General features: G+C 70.9%; 16 protein-coding genes and 1 pseudogene. 8 read left to right on the top strand and 9 right to left on the bottom strand.

The features are described 5' to 3' along the window. Positions 1 to 6: 6 nt before the first annotated feature. Positions 7 to 1,392 (bottom strand): DUF6777 domain-containing protein, encoded by a 1,386-nt coding sequence (locus EES41_RS31020; protein ID WP_216827274.1) that lies wholly within the window; start codon positions 1,390 to 1,392, stop codon positions 7 to 9. Positions 1,393 to 1,582: 190 nt separating this feature from the next. On the opposite strand from EES41_RS31020, the gene EES41_RS31015 reads away from it, so the two are divergent. From EES41_RS31015 to EES41_RS31005, 3 genes are read left to right on the top strand one after another with little or no spacing between them, the layout of a single operon-like run. Then, positions 1,583 to 2,482 carry a YndJ family protein gene (locus EES41_RS31015; protein WP_123081280.1) on the top strand — a complete coding sequence of 300 codons (900 nt, stop codon included), beginning with the start codon at positions 1,583 to 1,585 and terminating at the stop codon, positions 2,480 to 2,482. A gap of 24 nt (positions 2,483 to 2,506) precedes the next feature. Continuing rightward, positions 2,507 to 3,049 carry a DUF1990 family protein gene (locus EES41_RS31010; protein ID WP_123081279.1) on the top strand — a complete coding sequence of 181 codons (543 nt, stop codon included), beginning with the start codon at positions 2,507 to 2,509 and terminating at the stop codon, positions 3,047 to 3,049. Between the two features lie 11 nt (positions 3,050 to 3,060). After that, positions 3,061 to 4,500, top strand: a complete 1,440-nt coding sequence (locus EES41_RS31005) for a lipase maturation factor family protein (RefSeq protein WP_123081278.1) — start codon at positions 3,061 to 3,063, stop codon at positions 4,498 to 4,500. Here the strand turns inward: EES41_RS31005 and EES41_RS31000 are convergent. Both EES41_RS31000 and EES41_RS41655 read right to left on the bottom strand, forming a co-directional pair. Next, the gene (locus tag EES41_RS31000; RefSeq protein WP_123081277.1) at positions 4,486 to 5,469 is read right to left on the bottom strand and encodes an NAD-dependent epimerase/dehydratase family protein; all 984 of its coding nucleotides are present in this window, start codon (positions 5,467 to 5,469) and stop codon (positions 4,486 to 4,488) included. The two genes, EES41_RS31005 and EES41_RS31000, sit on opposite strands and share 15 nt — an antisense overlap. A gap of 197 nt (positions 5,470 to 5,666) precedes the next feature. Further along, a complete protein-coding gene (locus tag EES41_RS41655) occupies positions 5,667 to 5,840 on the bottom strand; it encodes a hypothetical protein (protein ID WP_008740241.1) in 174 nt (57 codons plus the stop codon). 332 nt (positions 5,841 to 6,172) lie between these two features. On the opposite strand from EES41_RS41655, the gene EES41_RS30995 reads away from it, so the two are divergent. Continuing rightward, a complete protein-coding gene (locus EES41_RS30995) occupies positions 6,173 to 6,700 on the top strand; it encodes an inositol oxygenase family protein (protein ID WP_123081276.1) in 528 nt (175 codons plus the stop codon). An 88-nt stretch (positions 6,701 to 6,788) separates the two neighbouring features. Here EES41_RS30995 and EES41_RS30990 read toward each other — a convergent pair whose 3' ends face one another. Continuing rightward, complete coding sequence (locus EES41_RS30990; protein ID WP_123081275.1) at positions 6,789 to 8,270, bottom strand: SDR family oxidoreductase; 1,482 nt, start codon at positions 8,268 to 8,270, stop codon at positions 6,789 to 6,791. Positions 8,271 to 8,527: 257 nt separating this feature from the next. Between EES41_RS30990 and EES41_RS42180 the strand changes: the two are divergent. Continuing rightward, positions 8,528 to 9,346 (top strand): annotated as a pseudogene (locus EES41_RS42180) (DMT family transporter); the annotation flags it as partial. A gap of 27 nt (positions 9,347 to 9,373) precedes the next feature. Here EES41_RS42180 and EES41_RS30980 read toward each other — a convergent pair. From EES41_RS30980 to EES41_RS30950, 5 genes are all read right to left on the bottom strand, one after another. Then, positions 9,374 to 10,657 (bottom strand): transglycosylase family protein, encoded by a 1,284-nt coding sequence (locus EES41_RS30980; protein WP_123081274.1) that lies wholly within the window; start codon positions 10,655 to 10,657, stop codon positions 9,374 to 9,376. 557 nt (positions 10,658 to 11,214) lie between these two features. Further along, the gene (locus tag EES41_RS30970; RefSeq protein WP_123082799.1) at positions 11,215 to 11,841 is read right to left on the bottom strand and encodes an aspartate/glutamate racemase family protein; all 627 of its coding nucleotides are present in this window, start codon (positions 11,839 to 11,841) and stop codon (positions 11,215 to 11,217) included. Between the two features lie 4 nt (positions 11,842 to 11,845). Beyond that, positions 11,846 to 12,265 carry an aspartate 1-decarboxylase gene (gene panD, locus EES41_RS30965; protein ID WP_123081272.1) on the bottom strand — a complete coding sequence of 140 codons (420 nt, stop codon included), beginning with the start codon at positions 12,263 to 12,265 and terminating at the stop codon, positions 11,846 to 11,848. Positions 12,266 to 12,738: 473 nt separating this feature from the next. After that, on the bottom strand, positions 12,739 to 14,757 hold the full coding sequence (locus EES41_RS30960) for a radical SAM protein (RefSeq protein ID WP_216827273.1): 2,019 nt from the start codon (positions 14,755 to 14,757) through the stop codon (positions 12,739 to 12,741). A 776-nt stretch (positions 14,758 to 15,533) separates the two neighbouring features. Beyond that, a complete protein-coding gene (locus EES41_RS30950) occupies positions 15,534 to 17,873 on the bottom strand; it encodes an amino acid adenylation domain-containing protein (RefSeq protein WP_164495987.1) in 2,340 nt (779 codons plus the stop codon). Positions 17,874 to 18,478: 605 nt separating this feature from the next. On the opposite strand from EES41_RS30950, the gene EES41_RS30945 reads away from it, so the two are divergent. The 3 genes from EES41_RS30945 to EES41_RS30940 all read left to right on the top strand — a co-directional run bounded on the left by EES41_RS30945 (position 18,479) and on the right by EES41_RS30940 (position 21,573). Next, a complete protein-coding gene (locus EES41_RS30945) occupies positions 18,479 to 19,705 on the top strand; it encodes a MalY/PatB family protein (RefSeq protein WP_123081270.1) in 1,227 nt (408 codons plus the stop codon). A gap of 445 nt (positions 19,706 to 20,150) precedes the next feature. Further along, the gene (locus tag EES41_RS41640; protein ID WP_164495986.1) at positions 20,151 to 20,288 is read left to right on the top strand and encodes a hypothetical protein; all 138 of its coding nucleotides are present in this window, start codon (positions 20,151 to 20,153) and stop codon (positions 20,286 to 20,288) included. Continuing rightward, positions 20,281 to 21,573, top strand: coding sequence for a condensation domain-containing protein (locus EES41_RS30940; RefSeq protein WP_123081269.1), 1,293 nt, complete (start codon positions 20,281 to 20,283; stop codon positions 21,571 to 21,573). The genes EES41_RS41640 and EES41_RS30940 overlap by 8 nt, the downstream gene beginning before the upstream one ends. Positions 21,574 to 21,597: the final 24 nt, after the last annotated feature.

The following is a 21,597-nucleotide window of genomic DNA, read 5'->3' as shown; positions in this document are numbered from 1 at the left end:
GGCGGGTCAGGCGCTCTCCAGGTACACCCCCGGATCGGAGGCCCCGGGGTCCTGCCCCGGGACGGTGAAGGGGTCGTACGGAGCGCCCGGGTCGTACGGGCCGGGCGGCGGGGCCGGGGAGCCGTCGGGCGCCGGCTGGAGCCCCGGGTCGCCGGGCTGGAGCCCCGGGCCGCCGGGGTCCTGCGGGACGGGGTCGGCGGGGAGGTCGTTCGGTGGGATCCAGGGGGCGTCGGGCAGCGGCTGCGTGGGATCGCCCGGCTGCGCGGGCGGCACGGCCGCCGGGCCGTCCGGCAGGTTCGGGGTGCTCGGCGCGTTCGGGCTGTTCGGGCTGTTCGGGCTGTTCGGCAGGCTCGGCGCGTCGGGTGCGTCCGGCTGCCGGTCCCTCGGATCGGCCGGGGCGGACGACGGGCTCGGCGGGCAGTCGGTGGCCTCGGGGCCCGGGACGCCGGTGCGGCCGTCGGGAGCGGAGGGGCGCGCGGTGGGCGGCGCGGTGCGCGCCAGGCTGTTGCCGACCGGCGGGGTACAGGGCCGGCCCTGCCCCGGCGAGTCGGGGGTGACGGAGCCGTCCGGGATGCCGTCGGCCGGGTCGTACGGGGGCGGGGCCTGGGGGACGCGGTCCTGGGCGCCGTCGTCGCCGGCCTTGCGCTCGATCCAGGTGTTGTCGGCGATGTTGACGATGACCAGGTTGCCGATGGCCTGGATGGTCGGCTCGATGACCACGACCTGGTTGGCCTGGTAGCCGTTCCACGCGTCGCCCTTGTAGACCGGGGAGCCCTTGGCGGCGCGCGGCGCGAGCAGCGGGTTCCCGCAGGCGCAGCGGACCCGGGGCATGCCGTGGCCGTCGACGAGGACGGCGGTCCCGGCCTGGAGGACGGACTGGAAGGCGGCCGGGCGGCCGTCGCGGAATCCGTGGTTGGTCACCCGGGCGTCGGCGCGGAGCACGACGGGGGTGAGGCCGCGCAGGAAGTCCGCGGTCTTCTCCGGTTCGATGCCGGCGGCCTCGGCGAAGGCAAGGGCCTTGCCGCTGTCCTCGGAGAGCGAGCGGAGCTGCTGTTCCACGTCGCAGCTGCCGAGCCGCTGGGTTCCTCCGTACAGGCCGGGGGTGGCCGCGTTGACGGTGCGGATGCCCTGGCCGGTCGGATTGGGCAGCGGGGGCTGAACGGGGGCGGACTCGTGGGTGGCGGAGGAGGCGGTGAAGGGTTCGGGGCCGGCGGAGGCCACGGGCTGGAGGTGGACCTCCTGGCTCTCGGAGCCCGCTCCCCGGGTTCCGCCGGAGGGCTCGGAGCTCCCGCAGGCCGCGGCGAGCAGGCCGAGGAGGGTAAAGAGGGCGGCGTGGGCCGGTGCGTGACGACGCGGCGACTGACGAGGTGTCGGAGGTGTCGGTGCGTGCACGTGGATCTCCCTTTCGGCCCCGGTTCCTCCTCCTTGTCTGCCGTATGTCGGGGGCGGCCGCAACCGGAGCGACGGCGGTGCGTCGGGCAGCCCCTGAGCAGTCTTGAACATGTTCAAGGAAGCACGTAGGCTCAGGCCGTGAGTTGAACGCGTTCAATGCGTTCGAGCGCGCCTGGGAGGGGAGTCCGCGGTGACGGTACTGGTGAACCTGATCGTCACCCTGGGCATGCTCTACGTGGTCCCCGCCGGTCTCCGCCTGATCGATCCGGTCGGGCTGCGTACGGCCGCCCGCCTCTGGCCCGTACCGGCCGCCCTCGGGGCGCTCTGCCTCTGGCTGCCGCGCGGGATCCCGGCCACGGTGCTCGCCGCGCTGTACGCGGCGGCCGCCCTGGCCCTCGCGACCCGGGCCCCGGCCCGGCTGCCGGCGGCCCGCCGTAGGAGCGGGGCCCACGGGAGCGCGGGCCGGGCGGGCGGGAACGCGGGCGGAGCCCCGCCCCGGACCACCGCGTCCGGCCCGGCCGAGGTCGCCGTGTGCACCGCGCTGGTGTCGCCCTCGATCGCCGGCACCGCCCTGGTCGCCGAGCGCGCCGGATACCGGCTCTTCGGCTTCGACCTCGACATCCTGGCGCTCACCGTGCCCCACTTCCACTTCGCCGGGTTCACCGCCGCCCTGGTCGCCGGCCTGGTGTGCCGGGCCGGCGCCACCGCGCCGGGCGCCGCGACGCTGTCGCGCTGGGCCGCGTACAGCGTCCCCGGCGGCACCCTGCTGGTGCTCCTCGGCTACTTCGTCGACGACTGGGCCGAGCTGGCGGGCGCGGTCGTGCTCACCACCGGGATGTGGGCGGTGGCACTGCTGACCTGGCGCGACATCCGCCCCGGCGCCCGCGACCGCACCACCGGGGCGCTGCTCGGCACGTCCGCCGCGGTCCTGGTGGCCACCATGCTGCTGGCCCTGTGGTGGGCGGCCGGCGAGGCGACCGGGATCACCCACCCCACCCTGACCTGGATGGCCGCCACCCACGGCCTCGGCAACGCGCTCGGCTTCGCCCTGTGCTCGGTGCTGGCCTGGCGCCGGCTGACCGCCGACTGACGTCGGCCGATTGGAGACCACGCCATGACCCGCCTCATCAGCGCCGGCCGTGACACCGTCAGCTACCCCGACCGGGGCGCGACCCGGCGGCGGCCGCTGCCCGCCGGGTACCACCACCTGCGCCACCGCACCCGGATCGGGCACGGCCGGGCCGCCTTCGAGGCCGCCGGGGTCGCGGTCACCACCTTCCACGCGCACCGGGCCTCGGGGGTGCGGGTCCGCGCCGACGCGGGCGCCGTCCGCCCGGGCAGCCGGGTGGTGATCGGCATCGGCATCGGGCCGCTGCGGATCGAGGCCCCGTGCGAGGTGGTCTGGACCGCCTACGAACCCCGCCGGATCGGCTTCGCGTACGGGACGCTGGCCGGGCACCCCGAGTGCGGGGAGGAGTCCTTCCTCGTGGACATCGACCCGGACGGCGCGGTCTGGTTCGAGGTGACCGCCTTCAGCCGCCCGGCCACCTGGTACACCCGGCTCGCCGGCCCGGTGGTCCCCTTCCTCCAGCTGCGCTACGCGCGCTGGCTCGGGCACCGCCTGCGCAGGCTGGCCGCCGCCGCCCGGCCGGCCTGATACTGGAGGGGATGGACTGGTTCACGGCGCCGGGCTACTGGCTGGGCCGGCTGGTCTTCCAGCGGGCCCTCGCCGGGGTCTACCTCTTCGCCTTCGTCGGGGCCGCCCTGCAGTTCCGGGCCCTGATCGGGGCGCACGGCATGCTGCCCGTCCCGCGCTACGTGCGGTACGTGCCGTTCCGGCAGGCCCCGAGCCTGTTCCAACTGCGCTACTCCGACGGCCTCTTCGCGGGCTGCGCCCGGGCCGGGGCGCTGCTGGCGGCGGCCCTCGCGGCGGGGGCCGGGGACGCGGTGCCGCTGGGCGCGGCGATGGGGATGTGGGCGGTGCTGTGGCTGCTCTACCTGTCGATCGTGAACGTGGGGCAGACCTGGTACTCGTTCGGCTGGGAGTCGCTGCTGCTGGAGGTGGGCTTCCTCGCGGTCTTCCTCGGCAACGCCCGGGTGGGGCCGCCGGTGCTGGTGCTGTGGCTGCTGCGGTGGGTGGCGTTCCGGGTGGAGTTCGGCGCGGGGCTGATCAAGATGCGGGGCGACCCCTGCTGGCGCCGGCTCACCTGCCTGTACCACCATCACGAGACGCAGCCGATGCCCGGGCCGCTGAGCTGGTTCTTCCACCACCTGCCGAAGCGCGTGCACCGGGTGGAGTGCGCGGCCAACCACGTGACGCAACTGGTGGTGCCGGTGCTGCTGTTCACTCCGCAGCCGGTGGCCTCGTACGCCGCCGGGATCATCGTGGCCACCCAGCTGTGGCTGGTGCTGTCGGGCAATTTCGCCTGGCTGAACTGGATCACCATCACGGTCGTCCTGTCGGCGGTGGACTTCACCGGGCTCGCCGGCCCCCCGCCGGCGGCGGCCTACCGGGAGGCGCCGCTCTGGTACGTCGTACCGGTGTGCGCGGTGACCGCGCTGGTGCTGGTGCTGAGCCGGCATCCGGTGCTGAACATGATCTCGCGCCGCCAGGTGATGAACCGCTCCTTCGACTCCCTGCACCTGGTCAACACGTACGGGGCTTTCGGCACGGTGGGCCGGATCCGCGACGAGGTGGTGGTGGAGGGCACCGCGGACCGGCAGCCGCGCGAGGACGGCGCGTGGTACGCGTACGAGTTCAAGGGCAAACCCGGCGAACCGGGCCGGATGCCGCGCCAGTTCGCCCCGTACCACCTGCGGCTCGACTGGCTGATGTGGTTCGCCGCGCTCTCCCCCGACTACGCCCGGGACTGGTTCGGGCCGTTCGTGGAGCGGCTGCTGGCGGGCGACCGGGACACGCTGCGGCTGCTGCGCCACAACCCGTTCCCGGACGCCCCGCCGGTGTACGTGCGGGCCAGGCTGTACCGGTACCGGTTCACTACCTGGCGGGAGCTGCGCGAGACGGGCGCTTGGTGGCACCGCCGGCTGCTGCGCGAGTACCTGCCGCCGACCCGTCTCTCCGGGGTGTCCGGGTCAGAGGCCGAGTAGCGCCGCCTCGCGCTCGGCGCCGAGGCCGGGGGCGGGCCGGTCGGGGCGCTGCGGGGCGACCCGGTCGAGGGAGCGGAGCCAGTCCCAGGTGTCGGCGACCGTCCGCGCCACGGGGCGGCAGTTCAGGCCCGCCGCCAGGGCCTTCGTCACGTCGCCGCCGTACATGTAGTCGTGGGCCTCGCCCGGCCCGGTCCACACCGGCAGCTCGGTCCAGGGCGCGACGCCGGCTTCCAGGAGCACGGCCGGGTCGGTCCAGCGCAGTTCCGCGTCGCTGCCCGTGGCGGCGACGCAGGCCTCCAGGAAACCGGCCATCGTGGCGTGGCCGACCGGGGAGACCAGGTTGTACGGGCCGCCCAGTCCGGCCGCGGCGGCGTCGAGGGTCCAGGCCGCGAGGTCGCGTACGTCGATGTACTGGATCGGGAGGTCACGCGGACCCGGGGCGAGCATCGGCCCGCCGCGGGCGGCGCGGTTCAGCCACCAGGGCAGCCGGCCGACGTTCTCGTACGGGCCGAGGATCAGGCCGGCGCGCACCAGCAGGGCCCGGTCCCCGAAGGCCTCGACGGCGGCGAGTTCCCCGCCGCGCTTGTCCTGGGCGTAGGCCACGGCATCGGCGTCGGCGGAGCCCTCGACCAGCGGGCCGTCCTCGCCGAGGCCGGCCGGGGCCGGGTAGGAGTAGACGGAGCGGCTGGAGACGTACGCGTAGTGTCCGGCGCGGCCGGCCAGCAGCCGGGCGCTGTCGCGCACGGCGGTGGGGGCGTCGCCCCAGGTGTCGACGACGAGGTCCCACTCCCCGTCGGCGAGGGCGGCGAGTCCGCCGGGAGCCGTCCGGTCCCCGTGCACGGCGGTGGTGCCGGGCGGAGGCGCGTGGCGGCCCCGGTGGAAGACGGTCACCTCCCAGCCCCTGCTCACGGCGTCTTCGGTGATCGCGCGCCCGACGAATTCGGTCCCACCCAGCATCAGTAGTCTCATGCCGTTCACCCTGCCCGGGGACGGGTGGCGCCGGAAGGCTTGATCGCCCTGAGCGATGACGCTGACGGCTTAGCCCGTTCGGGAACCGCGGGCGTACGGCGCGCGGTCGGCGCGCGGTGAGGGGGGCGGCCCGCACATGCCGCGCCCCCGTCGCCGCTGTGTCGGCGCGGGGGCGCGGGGGGAGCTACTGCCGGGGCTCAGTCGATACCGGGCAGGATGTGCGGCTCCGCCAGGTCGTCCTCGTACCCGGCCAGACGGATGGGAGCGGATCGGGCCCACACCTCAAGCGTGCCGAGCTCGTCCGAACGGGTCTTGGTTCGCCCGTTGGGGTGCTCCAGCAGCTTCGGTTCGGTCGTCGTCATTTCAGTCACCGCGCACTCCTTAGTGTCGCGTAACCCGGTGGGCGGAGCGCCGCGCCGGGCAGGAATAAAGGTTTCCGGACGCGGTGGCGCCGTGGTGGAGCGAGGGCCCGGGTGGGGCTCTCATGCGGTTTAGAGTACACATATGAGCGGACCCCCGCTCGATGGAACGGTAAAATCCGCACTGGACCGCTGTTTTTCGCCCCGAGTTCAGTCACTCGTCCGACAGACGGACGGTGCGGGCTGATCTGCTCGACGGGCAACACACGGGCGACGGGCGGGCTACGGAGGGAAACGCGGTGGCGAGGTCCAGGGCGGCGGAGGTCCGGAGCGTCGACGAGTTGATGGATCTGCTGCGCGCCTGCCGGGGCGCCTGGGACACCCCCGACCGCAGCGGCGACCCGGTCGACCTGCACGACCACGGACTCCAGACGGCGGCCCTGCTGCGCCGCTCGCACCCCGCGGACAAGGAGCTCCAAGTCGCGGGCCTCGTGCACGACCTGGGCCACCTGCTGTGCCCGGGGGACGACGCGGGCCACGCCGACCACGCGGCCCGGGCGCTCCGCCCGCTGCTGGGCGACCGGGTGGCCCGGCTGGTACGGCTGCACGTGCCGGCGAAGCGCTACCTGGCGGCCGTCGAGCCGGCCCGGGCGCTGTCACCGCAGAGCGCGCTGACCCTGCGGGCGCAGGGCGGGGTGATGGGCGCGGGCGAGGTCCGCGCTTTCGCGGCCGATCCCGAAGCGGAAGCCGCGGTGACGCTTCGTCAGGCCGATGACGCGGGCAAGGTGGCCGGACTGGACGCGGGCGTGATGGAGGACTGGCGCCCGGTTCTGGAACGGGTGGCGGCGGGGGCGTACGCGCGCACGCCGTGAACGCGGCGCGCCCCGGCCCCTCCGAAGAGGGACCGGGGCGCGCGGCCGGGCGAGCCCGGCATGATCCGAAAGACAGGCCCTGAGCTGCCTACCAGTTGGCGGGCGCGTAGTCCTTGAGGAAGACGCCGTACAGGTCCTCGCCGAGTTCGCCTCGGACGATCGGGTCGTAGACCCGGGCGGCGCCGTCGACCAGGTCGAGCGGGGCGTGGAAGCCCTCCTCGGCGAGGCGGATCTTGTCCGGGTGCGGACGCTCGTCGGTGATCCAGCCGGTGTCCACGGCGGTCATCAGGATCTGGTCCTTCTGGAACATCTCCTGGGCGCTGGTGCGCGTCAGCATGTTGAGCGCGGCCTTCGCCATGTTGGTGTGCGGGTGGCCGGCGCCCTTGTAGCCGCGGCTGAACACGCCCTCCATCGCGGAGACGTTGACGACGTAGCGGCGGCCGCCCTCGGTGGCCGCCATGGCCGGGCGGAGCCGGCTGATCAGGATGAACGGCGCGGTGGAGTTGCAGAGCTGCACTTCGAGGAGCTCGATCGGGTCCACCTCGGACACCGTCTGGATCCAGCTGTTGGTGTCGTGCAGGTCCGGGACCAGCCCGCCAGCGTCGATGGCCGTACCGGCGGCGATCCGCTCCAGGGAGGCGGAGCCGGAGACCAGCGCGAGCTCGGTGACGTCCTGGGCGGTGAGCTTCTCGCCCTGGCCGGTGGGCAGCGCGGCGACACGGTCGACGGTGCCGCTGCCGAAGGTGCCGATGACCTCGGCGGCCGGCAGCTCACCGGCCGGGAGCGGGGCGTTCTCGGCGGCGACGAGCTCGCTGTAGGCACCCGGGGAGCGGCGCACGGTCTGCGCGGCGTTGTTGATCAGGATGTCGAGCGGGCCCTCGGCGGCGACCGAGTCGGCGAGCGCGACGACCTGGGCCGGGTCGCGCAGGTCGATGCCGACGATCTTCAGGCGGTGCAGCCATTCGGAGCTGTCGGGCATCGCCTTGAAGCGGCGGATCGCGTCGTTGGGGAAGCGGGTGGTGATGGTGGTGTGCGCGCCGTCGCGCAGCAGCCGCAGCGCGATGTACATGCCGATCTTGGCGCGGCCGCCGGTGAGCAGCGCGCGGCGGCCGGTCAGGTCGGTGCGGGCGTCGCGGCGGGCGCGGTTGAAGGCGGCGCAGTCCTGGCAGAGCTGGTGGTAGAACGCGTCGACCTCGACGTAGCGGGTCTTGCAGATGTAGCAGGAGCGCGGGCGCTGGAGTATCCCGGCGATCGGGCCCTTGGTGGCGGCGGTCAGGGCGTTGCCCTGGGTCTCGTCGTCGATGCGCTCGGCGGAGCCGGTCGCGGTCGCCTCGGTGACGGCCTTGTCGTTGGCGGTCTTGGCGGCGCGGCGCTCCTGGCGGCGGCGCTGCTTGACCGTGCGGTAGAGGCCGGCGGTGGCGCGGCGTACGGTGATGGCGTCCGGGTGGTCGACGTCGAGCTTGTCGAGCTCGTCGATCACGCTGAGGCAGAGGGCCAGCCGGTCGGGGTCGATGCCCGGCCCGAAGGCGTCCTCTTCCCCGGTCACGTGGTTGTCTTCGGTCACCGTCATGGCCGCTGCCCGTTCCTTGATCACTCGTCCGCGCCCGCTGCTGCGGAAGTCCCCAAAAGGGCGAGTGTACGGATTCGACACGCCGGGGTCCAAACCCGTGTGCGCGGGGTTCACGTACCGCGAGGAGCGGGTCACTCCGGGGAGCGGCTCGGGGCCCGCGAGCCCGCGGCCCCTCCTCCCGTACTACGCCCGGAGTACGACCGGTGACCTCCTGTGGGCGGAGGAATTGTGCAGGTGAGTGGGGCATTGTGGGATTCATGAGTGCCTTGGCCCTGTCCGTCGTCCTGTGCCTGGTGTCCGCGCTCGCCTATGCCGGCGGGGCGATCTTCCAGGAGCGGGTCGCCGCGACCTCCCCGGACCGCCCGTACGCCCCGCTGCACCGCGCCGGGTGGTGGGTGGCGGTGGGGCTGAACGGCCTCGGCGCGCTGCTGCACGTGGTGGCGCTGGCCTACGGGCCGCTGAGCCTGGTCCAGCCGCTGGGCGCGCTCACCATCGTCTTCGCGCTCCCGCTGTCGGCCGTGTTCGTACGGCGCCGGGCGGGCGCGGCGGCCTGGCGCGGGGCGCTGCTCGCCACGGCGGGCCTGGCCGGGCTGCTGGCGCTGACGGGCGGGGACGGGGAGACGGAGCAGGGGCTGGCGGGCGGCGAACAGAGCCTGCTGCTGATCGCGACCGGGGCCGGGGTGGCCCTGCTGTTCCTGGCGGCCCACCGGATGCGCCGGCCGGTGCTGCGCAGCGTGCTGCTGGCCGCGGCGGCGGGCACCTCCTTCGGCATGGCCTCCGTGTTCACCAAGTCGGTGGCCGAGGACTTCCGGCTGGACCAGCCGAGCGGGGCGGGCGCGCTGTGGCCGCAGCTCGGGGCGATCGCCGTACTGGCCGTCGGCGGGCTGCTGCTGTCACAGGCGGCCTACCGGGGTGCGGGGCTGACGGCTCCGCTGGCCACGGTGACCGTGGTGAACCCGGTGGTCGCGGCGGCGGTGGGCCTCACGTTCTTCGAGGAGGGCTTCCGGTACGGGACGGTGGGCGCGCTGGCGGCGCTGGCGAGCGCCGCGGTGGCGGCGGCCGGCCTCGTCCTGCTCATGGCCGTGCCGCCGCACGCGCGCGGGTCAGATCCGGACGCCGTGGCCGCGGAGATACGCGAGCGGGTCGATGTCCGTTCCGTAGCCGGGGCCGGTGCGCATCTCGAAGTGCAGGTGCGGTCCGGTGGTGTTGCCGGTGGAACCGGAGCGGCCGATCCGCTGGCCTCCGGAGACCTGCTGGCCGGCCTTGACGCTGAGCGCGGAGAGGTGCGCGTACTGGGAGTAGCGGCCGTCGGAGTGCCGGATGACGACCTGGTAGCCGTACGCCCCGGCCCAGCCGGCCGAGACGATCTGGCCGGAGCCGACGGACTTGACGGTCGTGCCGGTGGGCACCGGGAAGTCGACCCCGGTGTGATAGCCGCTGGACCAGGAGGAGCCCGCGACGCGGTAGGAGGTGCCGAGTCCGGCGTCGACGGGGGCGGAGAAGACACCGGCCGCCGGCTGCTGCTGCGCTGAGGCGGGCTGTGGGGCGGGCTTGGCGGGGGCCGGCTTGGCGGGCGCGGGCTTGGCCTGCTCCGGCTTGGGCCTGGGCCTGGTAGCCGCCGGTTCCCCGGGCTTGACCGGCTCGGCGGTGCGCGGGGGCTTCTCCGGATTCTGCGCGGGCGGCGCCGCGGTGATGCGCAGGGTCAGCCGCTGGCCCGGGAAGATCAGGTTGGGGTTGCCGCCGATGGTGGCCCGGTTGGTCTCGTACAGCGCCTGCCAGCCGCCCTCGACGTGCTGCTCCGTGGCGATGGCCGACAGCGAGTCGCCGGGGGCGACGACGTACGGATTGGGGAGGACCGAGGTCCCGGTGGGGCGCGGTGCGTTCTGCCGCTGCTCGGCCGTGGTCTGCTCGGCTTCGGTCCGCAGCGCCGCGGGCTGTTGCGCCGCTGCCTGTTGCGCGGTGGGCTGCGGCGCCTGCTTCTGCTGCGGGACGGCGGCGGGTGCCGGGCCGCCGCGACTGAGTCCGGCCTCCTTGCCGCATGCGGGCCAGGCCTGCGGGCCCTGCCCCTTGAGGACCTTCTCGGCGACCGCGATCTGCTGGTCCTTGGTGGCCAGGTCGGCCCGCGCGGCATACGCGGTACCGCCGAAGGCGCGCCAGGTGCTCTGGCTGAACTGGAGCCCGCCGTAGTAGCCGTTGCCGGAGTTGATGTGCCAGTTGTGGGTCGATTCGCAGGCGGCGACCTTGTTCCAGGTGTCCACCGAGGCGCCGTGGGCGACGCCGGCCCCGATCAGAGGGAGCGCGATTCCGGCGCCACCGGCGGTGACGGCCAGCGACGCCCGGTTGATGCTGCTCGGCTGGTACCGGCGGTGCCGGCCCCGTACACCCATGGGAGCCCCCAGTGAAGACATCAGGAACCGCACAACCTAACGCTGCGATCAGTTCATGACAAGGGGCACAACAGGGCGCACACGTGAGGGAGTTGACGCTCTCTCATGGGCCGGCGGCCGTACGGCGGACCGCTCCGGGCCGGTGTCGCACACCCGGCACACGGGGCGCACGCCGGCGTCCCGTGCGGGGCTCACCCCGGCCCGCCGCCCCGCCTCAGCTCAGGGGCCCGGGCTGCGGGATCGGAGCGGGCCCGGGCGGCGCGGGCACCGGGTCGGGCTCGGGTACCGGCGCCGGCTCGGGCGGCACCGGCCGCGGGACGGGCTGGGGAGACGGGAACGGGTTGGGGCCGGGAGCCGGTCCGGGGCCCGGAGTCGGGTCCGGGGTCGGGCCCGGTCCGGGTACGGGCGGCTGCGTCTGCTCTACGTTTCGCACCATACGCCCCACCTTCCCCGGATCCCGCCGGGTACGCCCTCCGGATCAGCCGACCGGATCAGCCATCGGAGACCGGAAGGAGCGGAGCGTGCCGTCGGCGCCCGAGCGGACCAGCGAGGAACGACTACGCGGGGGCTCCACGCAGGGCGGCCGCCAGTCCCGCGGCCGGGCTGGACAGCACCGGGACACGGGTCCTGACCAGGTCCGCAGCGTCGGCCATGGAGGCCTGGGCCAAGACGATGACGTCCGCGTCGGTCACGGCGTCCGCCGCCTCGGCGACGAGGCGGAGGTAGCCGGCGGTGTCCCCCGCCTCGAAGCGCTCCCAGGCCCCGGCGACCACCTGCGTACGCGGGGACACGCGCCGCCCCGCGCCCTCCTCGGCCAGCAGCTCCCGGGTCGGGGCGAGGGTGGACTCCAGGGCCGCGAGGACGACGATCCGTTCGCCGAGGCGCACGGCCTCGGCCGCCATCGGCCGGTCCACCCGCAGCACCGGGGCGCCCCGCTCCGGAGCCAGGGACTCCGCGACGGCCCCGATGGTCGAGCAGGTGACCAGCACGGGCACGTCCCCGGCGTCGGCCAGCAGCCCGCGCAGGGCCGGGGCCACTGCGTCCGGGCCCTCCGCCCGAGCCCGGTCGAGCAGTTCCGGAACCACCACGTGCCGCAGGACGACCCCCGGGTGGTCCCGGTCGCGCAACGCCTCGAAGACCGGGACGTGCACGGGCGAGGTGTGCAGCAGCACCAGGGCCGCCACCACGTCAGACGGCCACCGCGTGGGGACTGCGCTCCTGATCGGTGCCCGGAACCGGCGCGGACGGATCCGCGCCCAGCTCGATGATCCGATTGTCGCCGTCGACATGCACGACGCGGGGCTTCAACACCCGCGCCTCGGCGTCCTCGACCTGCGCGTAGCTGATGAGGATCACCAGATCCCCGGGGTGCACGAGATGCGCGGCGGCCCCGTTGATCCCGATGACCCCGGACCCGCGCTCGCCCTCGATGACGTAGGTCTCCAGCCGGGCCCCGTTGGTGATGTCCACGATGTGCACCAACTCCCCGGGCAGCAGATCGGCCGCGTCGAGCAGATCGGCGTCGATGGTCACGGACCCGACGTAATGCAGATCGGCCTGAGTGACGGTCGCCCGGTGGATCTTCGACTTGAACATGGTGCGCATCATCGAGGTACCCCTGGATCTAGGCTCCCTGCCTGCATTTTTGCAGGTCAAGTGCGATTTCCCTACCCTACAACGAGTCGTAAGTTCGGTCAGCTTTCTCCAAGTTTTTCAGGATTGATGCTGACCAATCACCGACTCTTCCGACTGATCGTCAGCTAGCTTCGGTGGGATCGAGTAGCCTCGCCCACTCCCTCGCCACGACGACAACGCCAGCCTACGCAACGACCTTCAACAGCCGTCCTGGACCACCCTCACTGTGACCGGAGCCACGGCGAGGGGCGAAGGTCAGCGCACGCCGGCACCTGCCGGCCGGGCGGCCCGAGGGGGCTCCACGTCCAGACAGGCCCCCCGGACCGCCACGCCACTCACCCGGTCCACGCATGCTGGCGGCGACAAGGGCTACGACTCCAACCCGAACCACTTCAAACGCCTCGCCGTCCGATGGGAACGCCGGACCGAACTCCACGACGCCTTCGTCATAGTCCGGCGGGGACATGCTGAGGACTGTCGGATTGCTCTTCCTGGACAGTGACCACGGCAGCATCATTGCGGGCCCCACCCCAGCGCTTCTCGGTCTCCCTGTGAATGTGCCAGATGTCGTCCTCGGTGAGGAGGACGGAGACGACACCGGGAAAAGCTTCCTCGAAATAGATATAGGGCTTCCGGTTGTCGATGCGCGGGGAGTGGTAGTCGAGTTCGTCCTGCATGCCGTGCTGGCGCGTGACCGGTGTCGCGGGGTGATAGGTGAGTATATTCGGGCTGGCCAGATCGATCAGCTTGTCGTCGACGAGACGGCCCACCTCATGGATGGTCTCGTCGATACTGTCCCGTGTCTCACCGTCGAGGCCGAAAAGAACGGAAGTTCCCAGCTGCAGGTCCAGCGCCTTGACGAGGGCCGCAGCTTCCCTGACCTTTTCCCCCCAGGGCTTCCGTTCGTCCCGGCGGATATTCTTGTGAATGTTGTTCATGACTTGCGTCGACATGCTCTCGATGCCGATGTAGATGTAGCTGCATCCGGCATCCTTCATCTTTCGCAGGATTTTCGACGACTCTTCAGCCGAATGCAGCGCGACGAGGGTGTCCACGGTCAGCTGAGCACCCCACTGGAGGTCGCGCAGCCGCTGGACGTCGTCTTCCTCGCGAACGAACCTGCGGTAACGCGGTTCGAGTGAACCGCTCTCGTCCCGGCGGATCCGGCTGAGCTCTTCGCAGAAATTCTCAATGTCCCGATACCGACCGCTCCAGAAGACGGAGTCGTCGAAGAAGAGCGACTCGGCGCCGTAGCTGACGTATTCACAGACCCGCTCCGCCGCCGCACCTATCGCATCTTCCTTGAACCGCTTGAGCCCAGAGCCAAGTTGCGACGACTCGGAGCAGAAATTACATCGATACGGACAGGCGTTGGATACCATGAAGTGCGCGGTGCGCATCACCTCCCCCGTCCCGGGGCGCGTGAAGATGGGGAATCGGGATCGGATCGCGAATGCCTCGTACGGCGAGGGTAAAGACGCGAGGTCGAGCGTTCGGCCACGGAGCGGAACGGCGTCGAAGGTCTCCCCCGCCGCCAGGACGACGACCGACGTGCCGGGCACGGGACCCTCTTCGGCGAGCAGCCCCTGAAGGCACGGCAGAACCTGGTCACGGTCCACCCAACGCCGGTCGAGATCGGTGGCAAGGGCGAGGGCCCGCATCAGCAGGTCCACAGCGAAGTAGGCCTCGCCGCCGACGACGGCGTCGACCACTCTGGGAACCTTGCCCTCCTGAATGACCGTCACCGTGCTGCTGGGTTGGAGCACGAGGGCCTGGCCGTCGGGGGTGCAGGTGACGGTCTCGTCCACATGACGGCCTCCGAGTATGACGAAGGCGTCCGGGACCTCGCACTTGACCAACCTCGCGATTTCGAGCGCGTAGCGGTGCGCGGGTGACACGGCGCTGATGAGCACGACCCTGGGCTGGACCTCGCGCAGTAGCCGCAGCCATCTCGTGCGCGCCGCGTCGTCCCAGACCCGGGGGTCGAACACCGTCTGGTCGGTGTTGGGTGACGTGCCGTAGGCCCGGTATCCGTCGTCACTGGCGGAGAGCCGGTACTCCTTGGACGGGAACCGGGTCCACTCGGGCGCGAGGTCGCTGTAGTGCACGGCGTCCTCTAGCGGGCCGGCGTCCGCCACGGCACGGTGCACGGCAGCGCTCAGCGCCGTATAGAGACACATCGGGTCGCCCGGATAGGTGATTTCACCCTCGGATTGGGTCATGACGGGCGCCAGTACCGACAGCACAGGGAAATAGCGGGTGTCCGTTCCCGCACTCGCCAGGTCCTCTGACAGCCGGCGTCTGCGCGTCAGACGCCGTTCCCGAAACGCGTCCAGATCGGACACTTCCCCCGGGCGATGCATCTGAATGCCGCCGCCCCCCGAGTGTATCTTCTGAATAGCGTGCGTGGCCATCAGTCCTCCGGATTCTGGTTCTTCCAGGGTCTTATCCCCGAACACGGACATCGATGAAGCAATCATTCCGGCGGGCCATCGATGGACATTCCCGGTCCAGCAACTCTTCAATCGAGGCCTCACCCGGCACGACCTCGAATTCATCCGTGATCTTCCTCGACCCTACTAGGTCGTGACTTCAAATGTCACGTCAATATCAGTCCTCAATCATTCACGTGCGCGCGCCGGCCCGAGGGCTTCGACCGGGGTTTCCGCGAACGCGAACTGGCCCACCAAGCCAGGCAGTTCCGGGCCCGCATCGAAGAACTCACCCGGCGGCTCGGCGGGCTCGACGCACCCGGACCACCCCACCCACCCGCGACCAGTGGTCCTTCCCCCACCTCAACCACGAAAGGGACAAGAGCTCACGTTCCGCACTCTCACAGTCGGGGATCTCGGGGCTTCCCGGTGCGCCAGCATGATCAGCAGGCATGTTCGTGGCTGTTTCGAAGACCGATGCAGTTGTCGAGGTGTCCGTTGTCGCTCCGTGCCCGTTCCGGTGAGTAAGTCCCTTCTCTGACCGCGCAGATCGCGCGGGCGAGCAACCCGGGCGGTACGACGGCGATGTGGGTGAGAGACCGGCGGGACGGGCTGTGGTGCGACGAGGACTCGTGCGCGCGCACCACGCAGCGCACCGACTCCACCCACGTCCTGGCCGCGGTGCGCGACCCGACCCGGCTGGAACTGGTCACCGAAGCCGTCCGTGCCGTGCCGTGCCGGAAGAAGTGGCCCGCACCGCTCCGCACCTGCCGACCGGCCTGGCCGACGAGGGCTCCAGGACCGTCCCGTTACGCGGCGCCGCTCTGCCCGGGGTCAGAGTTCCCCGCCCCGGGCAGAGCGGCCGTGGCCTGGAGATACGCGGCCAGGCTCTGCAGCGTCGGATGGCGGTACAGAGCCACCAACGTCAGCTCGGGCACCTGCGCCATGCCGCGCATGGCCTTCATCGAGTCGCCGCCCAGGGCGAAGAAGTCGTCGTCACGCCGGATCGCATCGATACCCAGAACCTCCTGCCATGCCGCGGCGATCCGCTTCTCCCACGGATTGCTGGGCTCGGCATCCACGGGCAGGGTGCCGCCACGGCGCTCCTCCTGCGGTGAGGGGGCCGTGGGAAGCGACTTGCGGTCCAGCTTCCCGTTGGGGGTCAGCGGCATGGCCGGCAACACGAGCACAGTGCCGGGGACCATGTGAGCCGGGAGGCTGGCCGCGAGGGTCCTGCGGATGTCCTCCGGGTCCAGGACTTCGCCGTCGCGCGGCACGGCATATCCGACCAGGACCGGGACGCCGACGGTATCGGTCTGTGCGGTCACCGCCGCTTCTTTGACCTGAGGATGGTCGCGGAGCACGGACTCGATCTCGGTCAGCTCCACCCGCAGGCCGTGAATTTTCACCTGAAGGTCGGCCCGGCCGATCAGTTCGATCAGTCCGTCGGCACCGAACCTCGCCAAGTCGCCGGTGCGATACAGCCGCTCGTCGGCCACAGTGCCATACGACCACTCGATGAATCGCTCGGCGGTGAGGGCGGGCCGGTCCAAGTAACCGAGCGCGAGGCCGACGCCGGCGAGGTACAACTCGCCTGTTACACCCGGCGGAACGGGTTGGAGTGACTCGTCCAGGATGTATGTGCGCTGATTGGCCATCGGGCGCCCGTACGGAATGCTCCTCCAGGTAGGTTCGGTGGCCTCGACCTCGAATATCGTCGAATAGATCGAGGCCTCGGTGGCCCCACCGAGGGAGATGAACCTGGCATCGGGCGCGGCTCCGCGGGCGCGTCCGGGCAGCTTCAGCGGGATCCAGTCTCCGGCGATCATGATCAGCCGCAGTGCGTTCACCGGTGAGGGCCCGCCACCCCCGCCGCGCTCGACATGATCGAGTACCAGTTCCAGCAGCGCCGGTGCGGTGTTCCACACCGTGACGCCGTGGTCCGCCGCCAGTTCGGCCCAGTGCGCCGGATCCTTGGCCCGGCCGGGCGCAGGAAGGATGAGAGTGCCGCCTGCCGCCGTCATCCCGAGGTATTCGTAGACCGACATGTCGAAACTCGGGGATGACAGGCCGAGGACGCTGTCGCCGATGCCCACGGCGAAGCGGGAGTTGAGGTCCTCGATGTTGTTCATCACGCCCCGGTGGCGCAGCGCGATCGGCTTGGGCTTTCCGGTGGAACCGGAAGTATGGATGACGTAGCAGAGGTTGTCCGGCCCGGCCTGGGCCTTCGGATCGTGATCGGGCTGAGCGGACAGGGCGGCGGTCTCGCGGTCCAATAACACCAGGAGTTCCTGCCGTACGGAGTCTTCCCCGGTCAGAGCCGCAGCGAGCTTGCCATGGCTGATCAGAGCCACGCAGGAAGCACCGGTGATCATGGTGGACACCCTGGCCTGCGGATAGCCGGGGTCGAGTGGCACATAGGCCCCGCCGGCCTTGAGTACCCCGAGCATCGAGATCAGCAGATCGGGCGAGTGCTCAAGGTAGAGGCCGACGCGGTCGTCGGGGCCGACGCCCAGGTCCCTCAGATGGTGTGCCAGCCGGTTCGCCGCGACGTTGATCTCCTGGAACGTCAGCCGGGTCGCTCCTTGGATCACGGCGACGGCTTCGGGTGACCGCGCGGCCCGCTCCTCGAACACCTCGTGCAGACAGCTTTCCTCGCGGGACAGCTGGACAGCGGTGTCGTTCCATTCCATGAGGATCCGGTGCACCTCGGGCCCGGTGAGAAGCACGAGATCCGCCAGCGCCTGGTCCGGCCGGTTCGCGCCGTCCTCAAGCAGGTTCTGGAAGTGGGCAAGCAGCTGGTCGCCGGTCGCCGTTTCGAAGAGTCGCTCGTCGAAGTGGAGAGCGACCGACCGGGACGCCGCCTCGGCCACAGGCAGCACGAGCTCGACCTCGTACGGCTGATCGCCCTCGGCGGCACGATCCGCACCGAAACGTAAGCCGATGCGCGCGGGCTCCTTCCCGGGGGCCGCCACGGTTCTGGCCGCACTGGTCAGTTCGCGGAGCGTGCTCTCCCCGGTGACGGAGAAGCGGAGCAGCGAGTCCCCACCTCCTTCGCGGCGCACGTGGAACTCAACCTGGTTCTGGCCGGAATACCGGTACAGCAGTGCGGCGAAGCCAGCGAGCAGCACACTCTCCGGGGCGGTCACACAGGACACCGCCACATCCCTGACGGCGCTGGCGTAAAGACCGGGAATGTCTAGGCGTACTACCCCCGTGCAACGGGGTGCGTCGACGCCACGCGGCCGGTCCGCAGGGATTTGGGCGGCATGGGAGGACAATTCCAGTCTCCTGTCTCCTGTCACAGATTCTCGACATCGCAGATGTAATTCGACTGCGAATATCGGATGGGCGCACATGCGCACCGACTGCCGGGCCAGGAAGCTCCAAGCATTGCGAGCGACCAGCCTCAGCGTCTAATCCGGGCCGAGGAAGGCGCTGTTGGCGACAGTATCGGCGGGTTGCGAACGCCGCAATGTGGCTGACGTCACACGTCGCGGCCGAAGGCTGCCGCATAACCTTGTGTGCTCCCCTCATAGGGCAACCATGACGTACTCGGGAACTCCCCCTGTGGCCCAACAGGACAACAGGACTGTGGGGATGCGACTGGAGGGCTAGGGGACCCGCAGGAGTTCTGCCGAGCGATCGGTTTCCTGCCGCAGGCTTTCCGTACCGGCCTCCTCTCCGTCGTGCGGCACCGCACCGACATTGGTGCGCACAGCGCCGCGCCATCCAACCAACACGGAACAGGACTATGAACGCCGACACTTCGTTAGCTGCTCTCGACTCCCTCGATCTGAGCCGCCTGTCACAGCGGGACGGGGAGAAGTGGGCCACCGCGGGCGACGGCATGCTGGCCTCTTGGGTCGCGGACATGGACTTTCCGACCGCACCCGCGATACGCCAGGCCCTGCTGCGCCGCGCCGACGGCGATCTTGGCTATCCCCCATGGTTCGACGAGAGCCGCGGCGGCCCGCTCGGCGAGGTGTTCGCCGAGCGGACGCGGCACCGGTATGGCCATAGGCCCGATCCCACGCACGTCCGGCTGTTCACGGACATCAACCAGGCGATGCTCGCGACGCTCCAGGTCGCCACCGACCCCGGCGATGCGGTACTTCTGCACACCCCCGTTTGCCCGCCGTTCGTCGATGTCATCGAGAGGATCGGCCGCAGGGCGCTGACCGTTCCGATCCAGGAGGACGAGGGCGGGTGGGAGTTCGATCCCGCGCTCATGGAGCGGACCGCGGCGGACGAGGGCTCGGGGCGCTGCCGTGTGCTTTTCCTCGTCAACCCCCACAACCCCACCGGCCGGGTGTTCCGCCGTGACGAGTTGGAGTCACTCGCGGAACTCGTGCTCAAGTTCAACCTGTTGGTGATCTCCGATGAGGTGCACGCGGATCTGACCCATGCCCCGCACCAGCACATTCCCTTCGCCTCGCTCAGCCCGGAAATCGCTGCCCGCACCGTCACCCTCACCTCGGGGAGCAAGGCATTCAACCTCGCCGGGATCCGCTGCGCGCTGGCACACATAGGGCCGCAGGCCGTACGGGATGCCGTCGACGCCCAGCGCGGGCTGCTCTTCGGCCAAGTAGGAGTGCTCGCGGTCGAGGCACTGAAGGCCGCCTGGACCTCGGGCGATGCCTGGCTGGACGAAGTGCTGGCCATCTTGGACCGGAACCGGCGGCTGCTGGCCGAGCGGCTCCCGGAGAGGATCCGCTGTCGGACTCCGGAGGCCACTTTTCTTGCCTGGCTCGACTGCCGGCAGCTAGGGATCGGTCCGGACCCCATGCCCTTCTTCCGCGACGAGGCCAAGGTGCTCCTCTTCTCCGGTCCGGCCTTCGGAGCTGGCGGCGATGGATTCGTACGGCTCAATTTCGGTACGTCCCCGCAGGTCCTGGAAGAGACCCTGGAACGTATGAGCGCCGCGTTGCGACGGCGTACGTCCGAGACCGCTTCCGGAGGCCTGGGCCCCTCCGAGTGAGCCCCCGTCAGAACTCGTCGAGTCAGGCCTTGAAGGCGTTTTGATCTCGATCAGGGAAATTTCACGGAGGCCACATTCAAGAAGAAAAGGAGGGGAATTAAGAAAAGCAGCAACAGCCGGACAATGTGGCCCGCGTCACATTGATCGTTTTCCCTGTAACGCTGTAGCGTAGAGAAGACCGTTGAGGCAGGCCATGCATCCTGCGATCGTGAAAACTGGACGGAGCCGACCGGCCAGAAGGTCGCACATCCAGCCACACTCAAGGCCGCAGGGACCGGTGCGATCGCCCGCCTGCTCGCGGCCGACACCTCGGGGAGACCGGACCTCACTGTTCGAGCCCGGGACCATCGACCGCCTCGCCCGGCTGCTGCAGTTGCAACTCGATGAGCGCCGCACCGGTCGGCGTCCTGGTGGCGGTCTGGGCGATCCACGGCATCGGCCTGCGTTGGCCCCTTCTCGCCTGGGTGCCAGTTACCTCGTCTTGGCCCTCATCGCCCTGCGCAAGCGCGAGCTGCGCGACATAGACGTTCCGATCAGCACCAACAACCCCGCAGGCGCGGGCAAGGAGCTTTCCTGTGACTGACCACGCGACGGTGCGGGTTCAGCTGGCCTCCGCTCTGGAAATGCAGTTCTGGCTCGGTGAGCAGATCGACCCGGCGAGCCACGCCGGCTGGGTCCTCGCCCAGGTCCGCGTCGACGGCCCGCTCGATCTCCCTGCCCTCGACGCAGCGCTGTCGGCAGTGGCGCGCCGCCAGGAGGCGCTGCGCACCGCCTACGTCTTCGAGCATGAGCAGGTGGTCCGCAAGGTCCTCGCGGAGCCGGTCGCAGAGCCGCTGCTGCGCCTCGGGGCCGGCACCGGCTTCGAGGAGGCGGCCGCCACCCTGCTGAACGCTGACACCTTCGATCTCGCCGCAGGCCGCGTCTACAGGGCCGCAGTCGCCCCGGACGCACAGGGTGCCACCGTCTTCCTGGCGGTCCATCACATCGCCTTCGACGGTCTCTCCCAGGAGGTGTTCGCCACCGATCTGGCGTGCGCCTACGCACGAGCCGTCGACGACGTCGCAACCGATCTGCCCGTACTGGAACGAGTGGAGGCCGCAGAACTCACGCCGGCGCAACACGCCGACCTCACCACACACTGGCGCACCTTGCTGGCTGGGGCGGCCGACCTGCCCACCCCGGACGGCGGCCCGGCGCCGAACCAGCACGAGCTCGCTGTGGGTGGGTCGGCCGAGCTCCGAACCACCTGTCCGCCCACCACCTCGCAGGCGGTGCGCGACCAGGCCAGGCGCAGCGCCTGCTCACCGTTCGCGGTGCTGCTGGCCGCGTACGGCCGGGCTCTGGCCGAGATCACCGGCGGCTCCGACTTCTGCGTCGGCACACCGGTGGCCACCCGCTCGGCAGGGCAGGAGGACGAACTCGGCTGCCTGATCAACGTCCTGCCGGTGCGGATGCCCGAGCTGTCCGCGCCCGGGGTGGTCGAGCGGGTCTGGGGTGCCGTGCGGGAGAGCATCATGGGCTCCGCGCTGCCCCGTTACGAAATCGTCCGGGCCGTACATACTGTCGCCGGTGGTCGGATGCCCGTCTACCAGGCGCTGTTCGCCTTCGAGAACTGGCGGCGCGTCGAGCATTCGGCCGGTCCGGTGCGGATGCACACCGTTCCGGTGCCGCCGGTCGGCGCGGTCGCCGAGGTACAGCTCCAGGTGTGCGAACTGCCCGACGGGACCCTGAAATGCATCGTCCAGGCTCCGCTGACCGGTTCCTGGCCGCAACGGCTCCCTGATCTGCTGCGCGCCTTCGACAGCCAACTCGCCGAAATCGCCCCGTCGGCCCCGCCTCACTCTTTCTCCTCGGAAGCTCCCGCATGACCACCACGTTGATGTGCCGGCCCT

This window comes from Streptomyces sp. ADI95-16 (genome assembly GCF_003721495.1).
GTDB classification, from domain to species: domain Bacteria; phylum Actinomycetota; class Actinomycetes; order Streptomycetales; family Streptomycetaceae; genus Streptomyces; species Streptomyces goshikiensis.
This window is presented reverse-complemented; position numbering and strand designations above follow the sequence as displayed.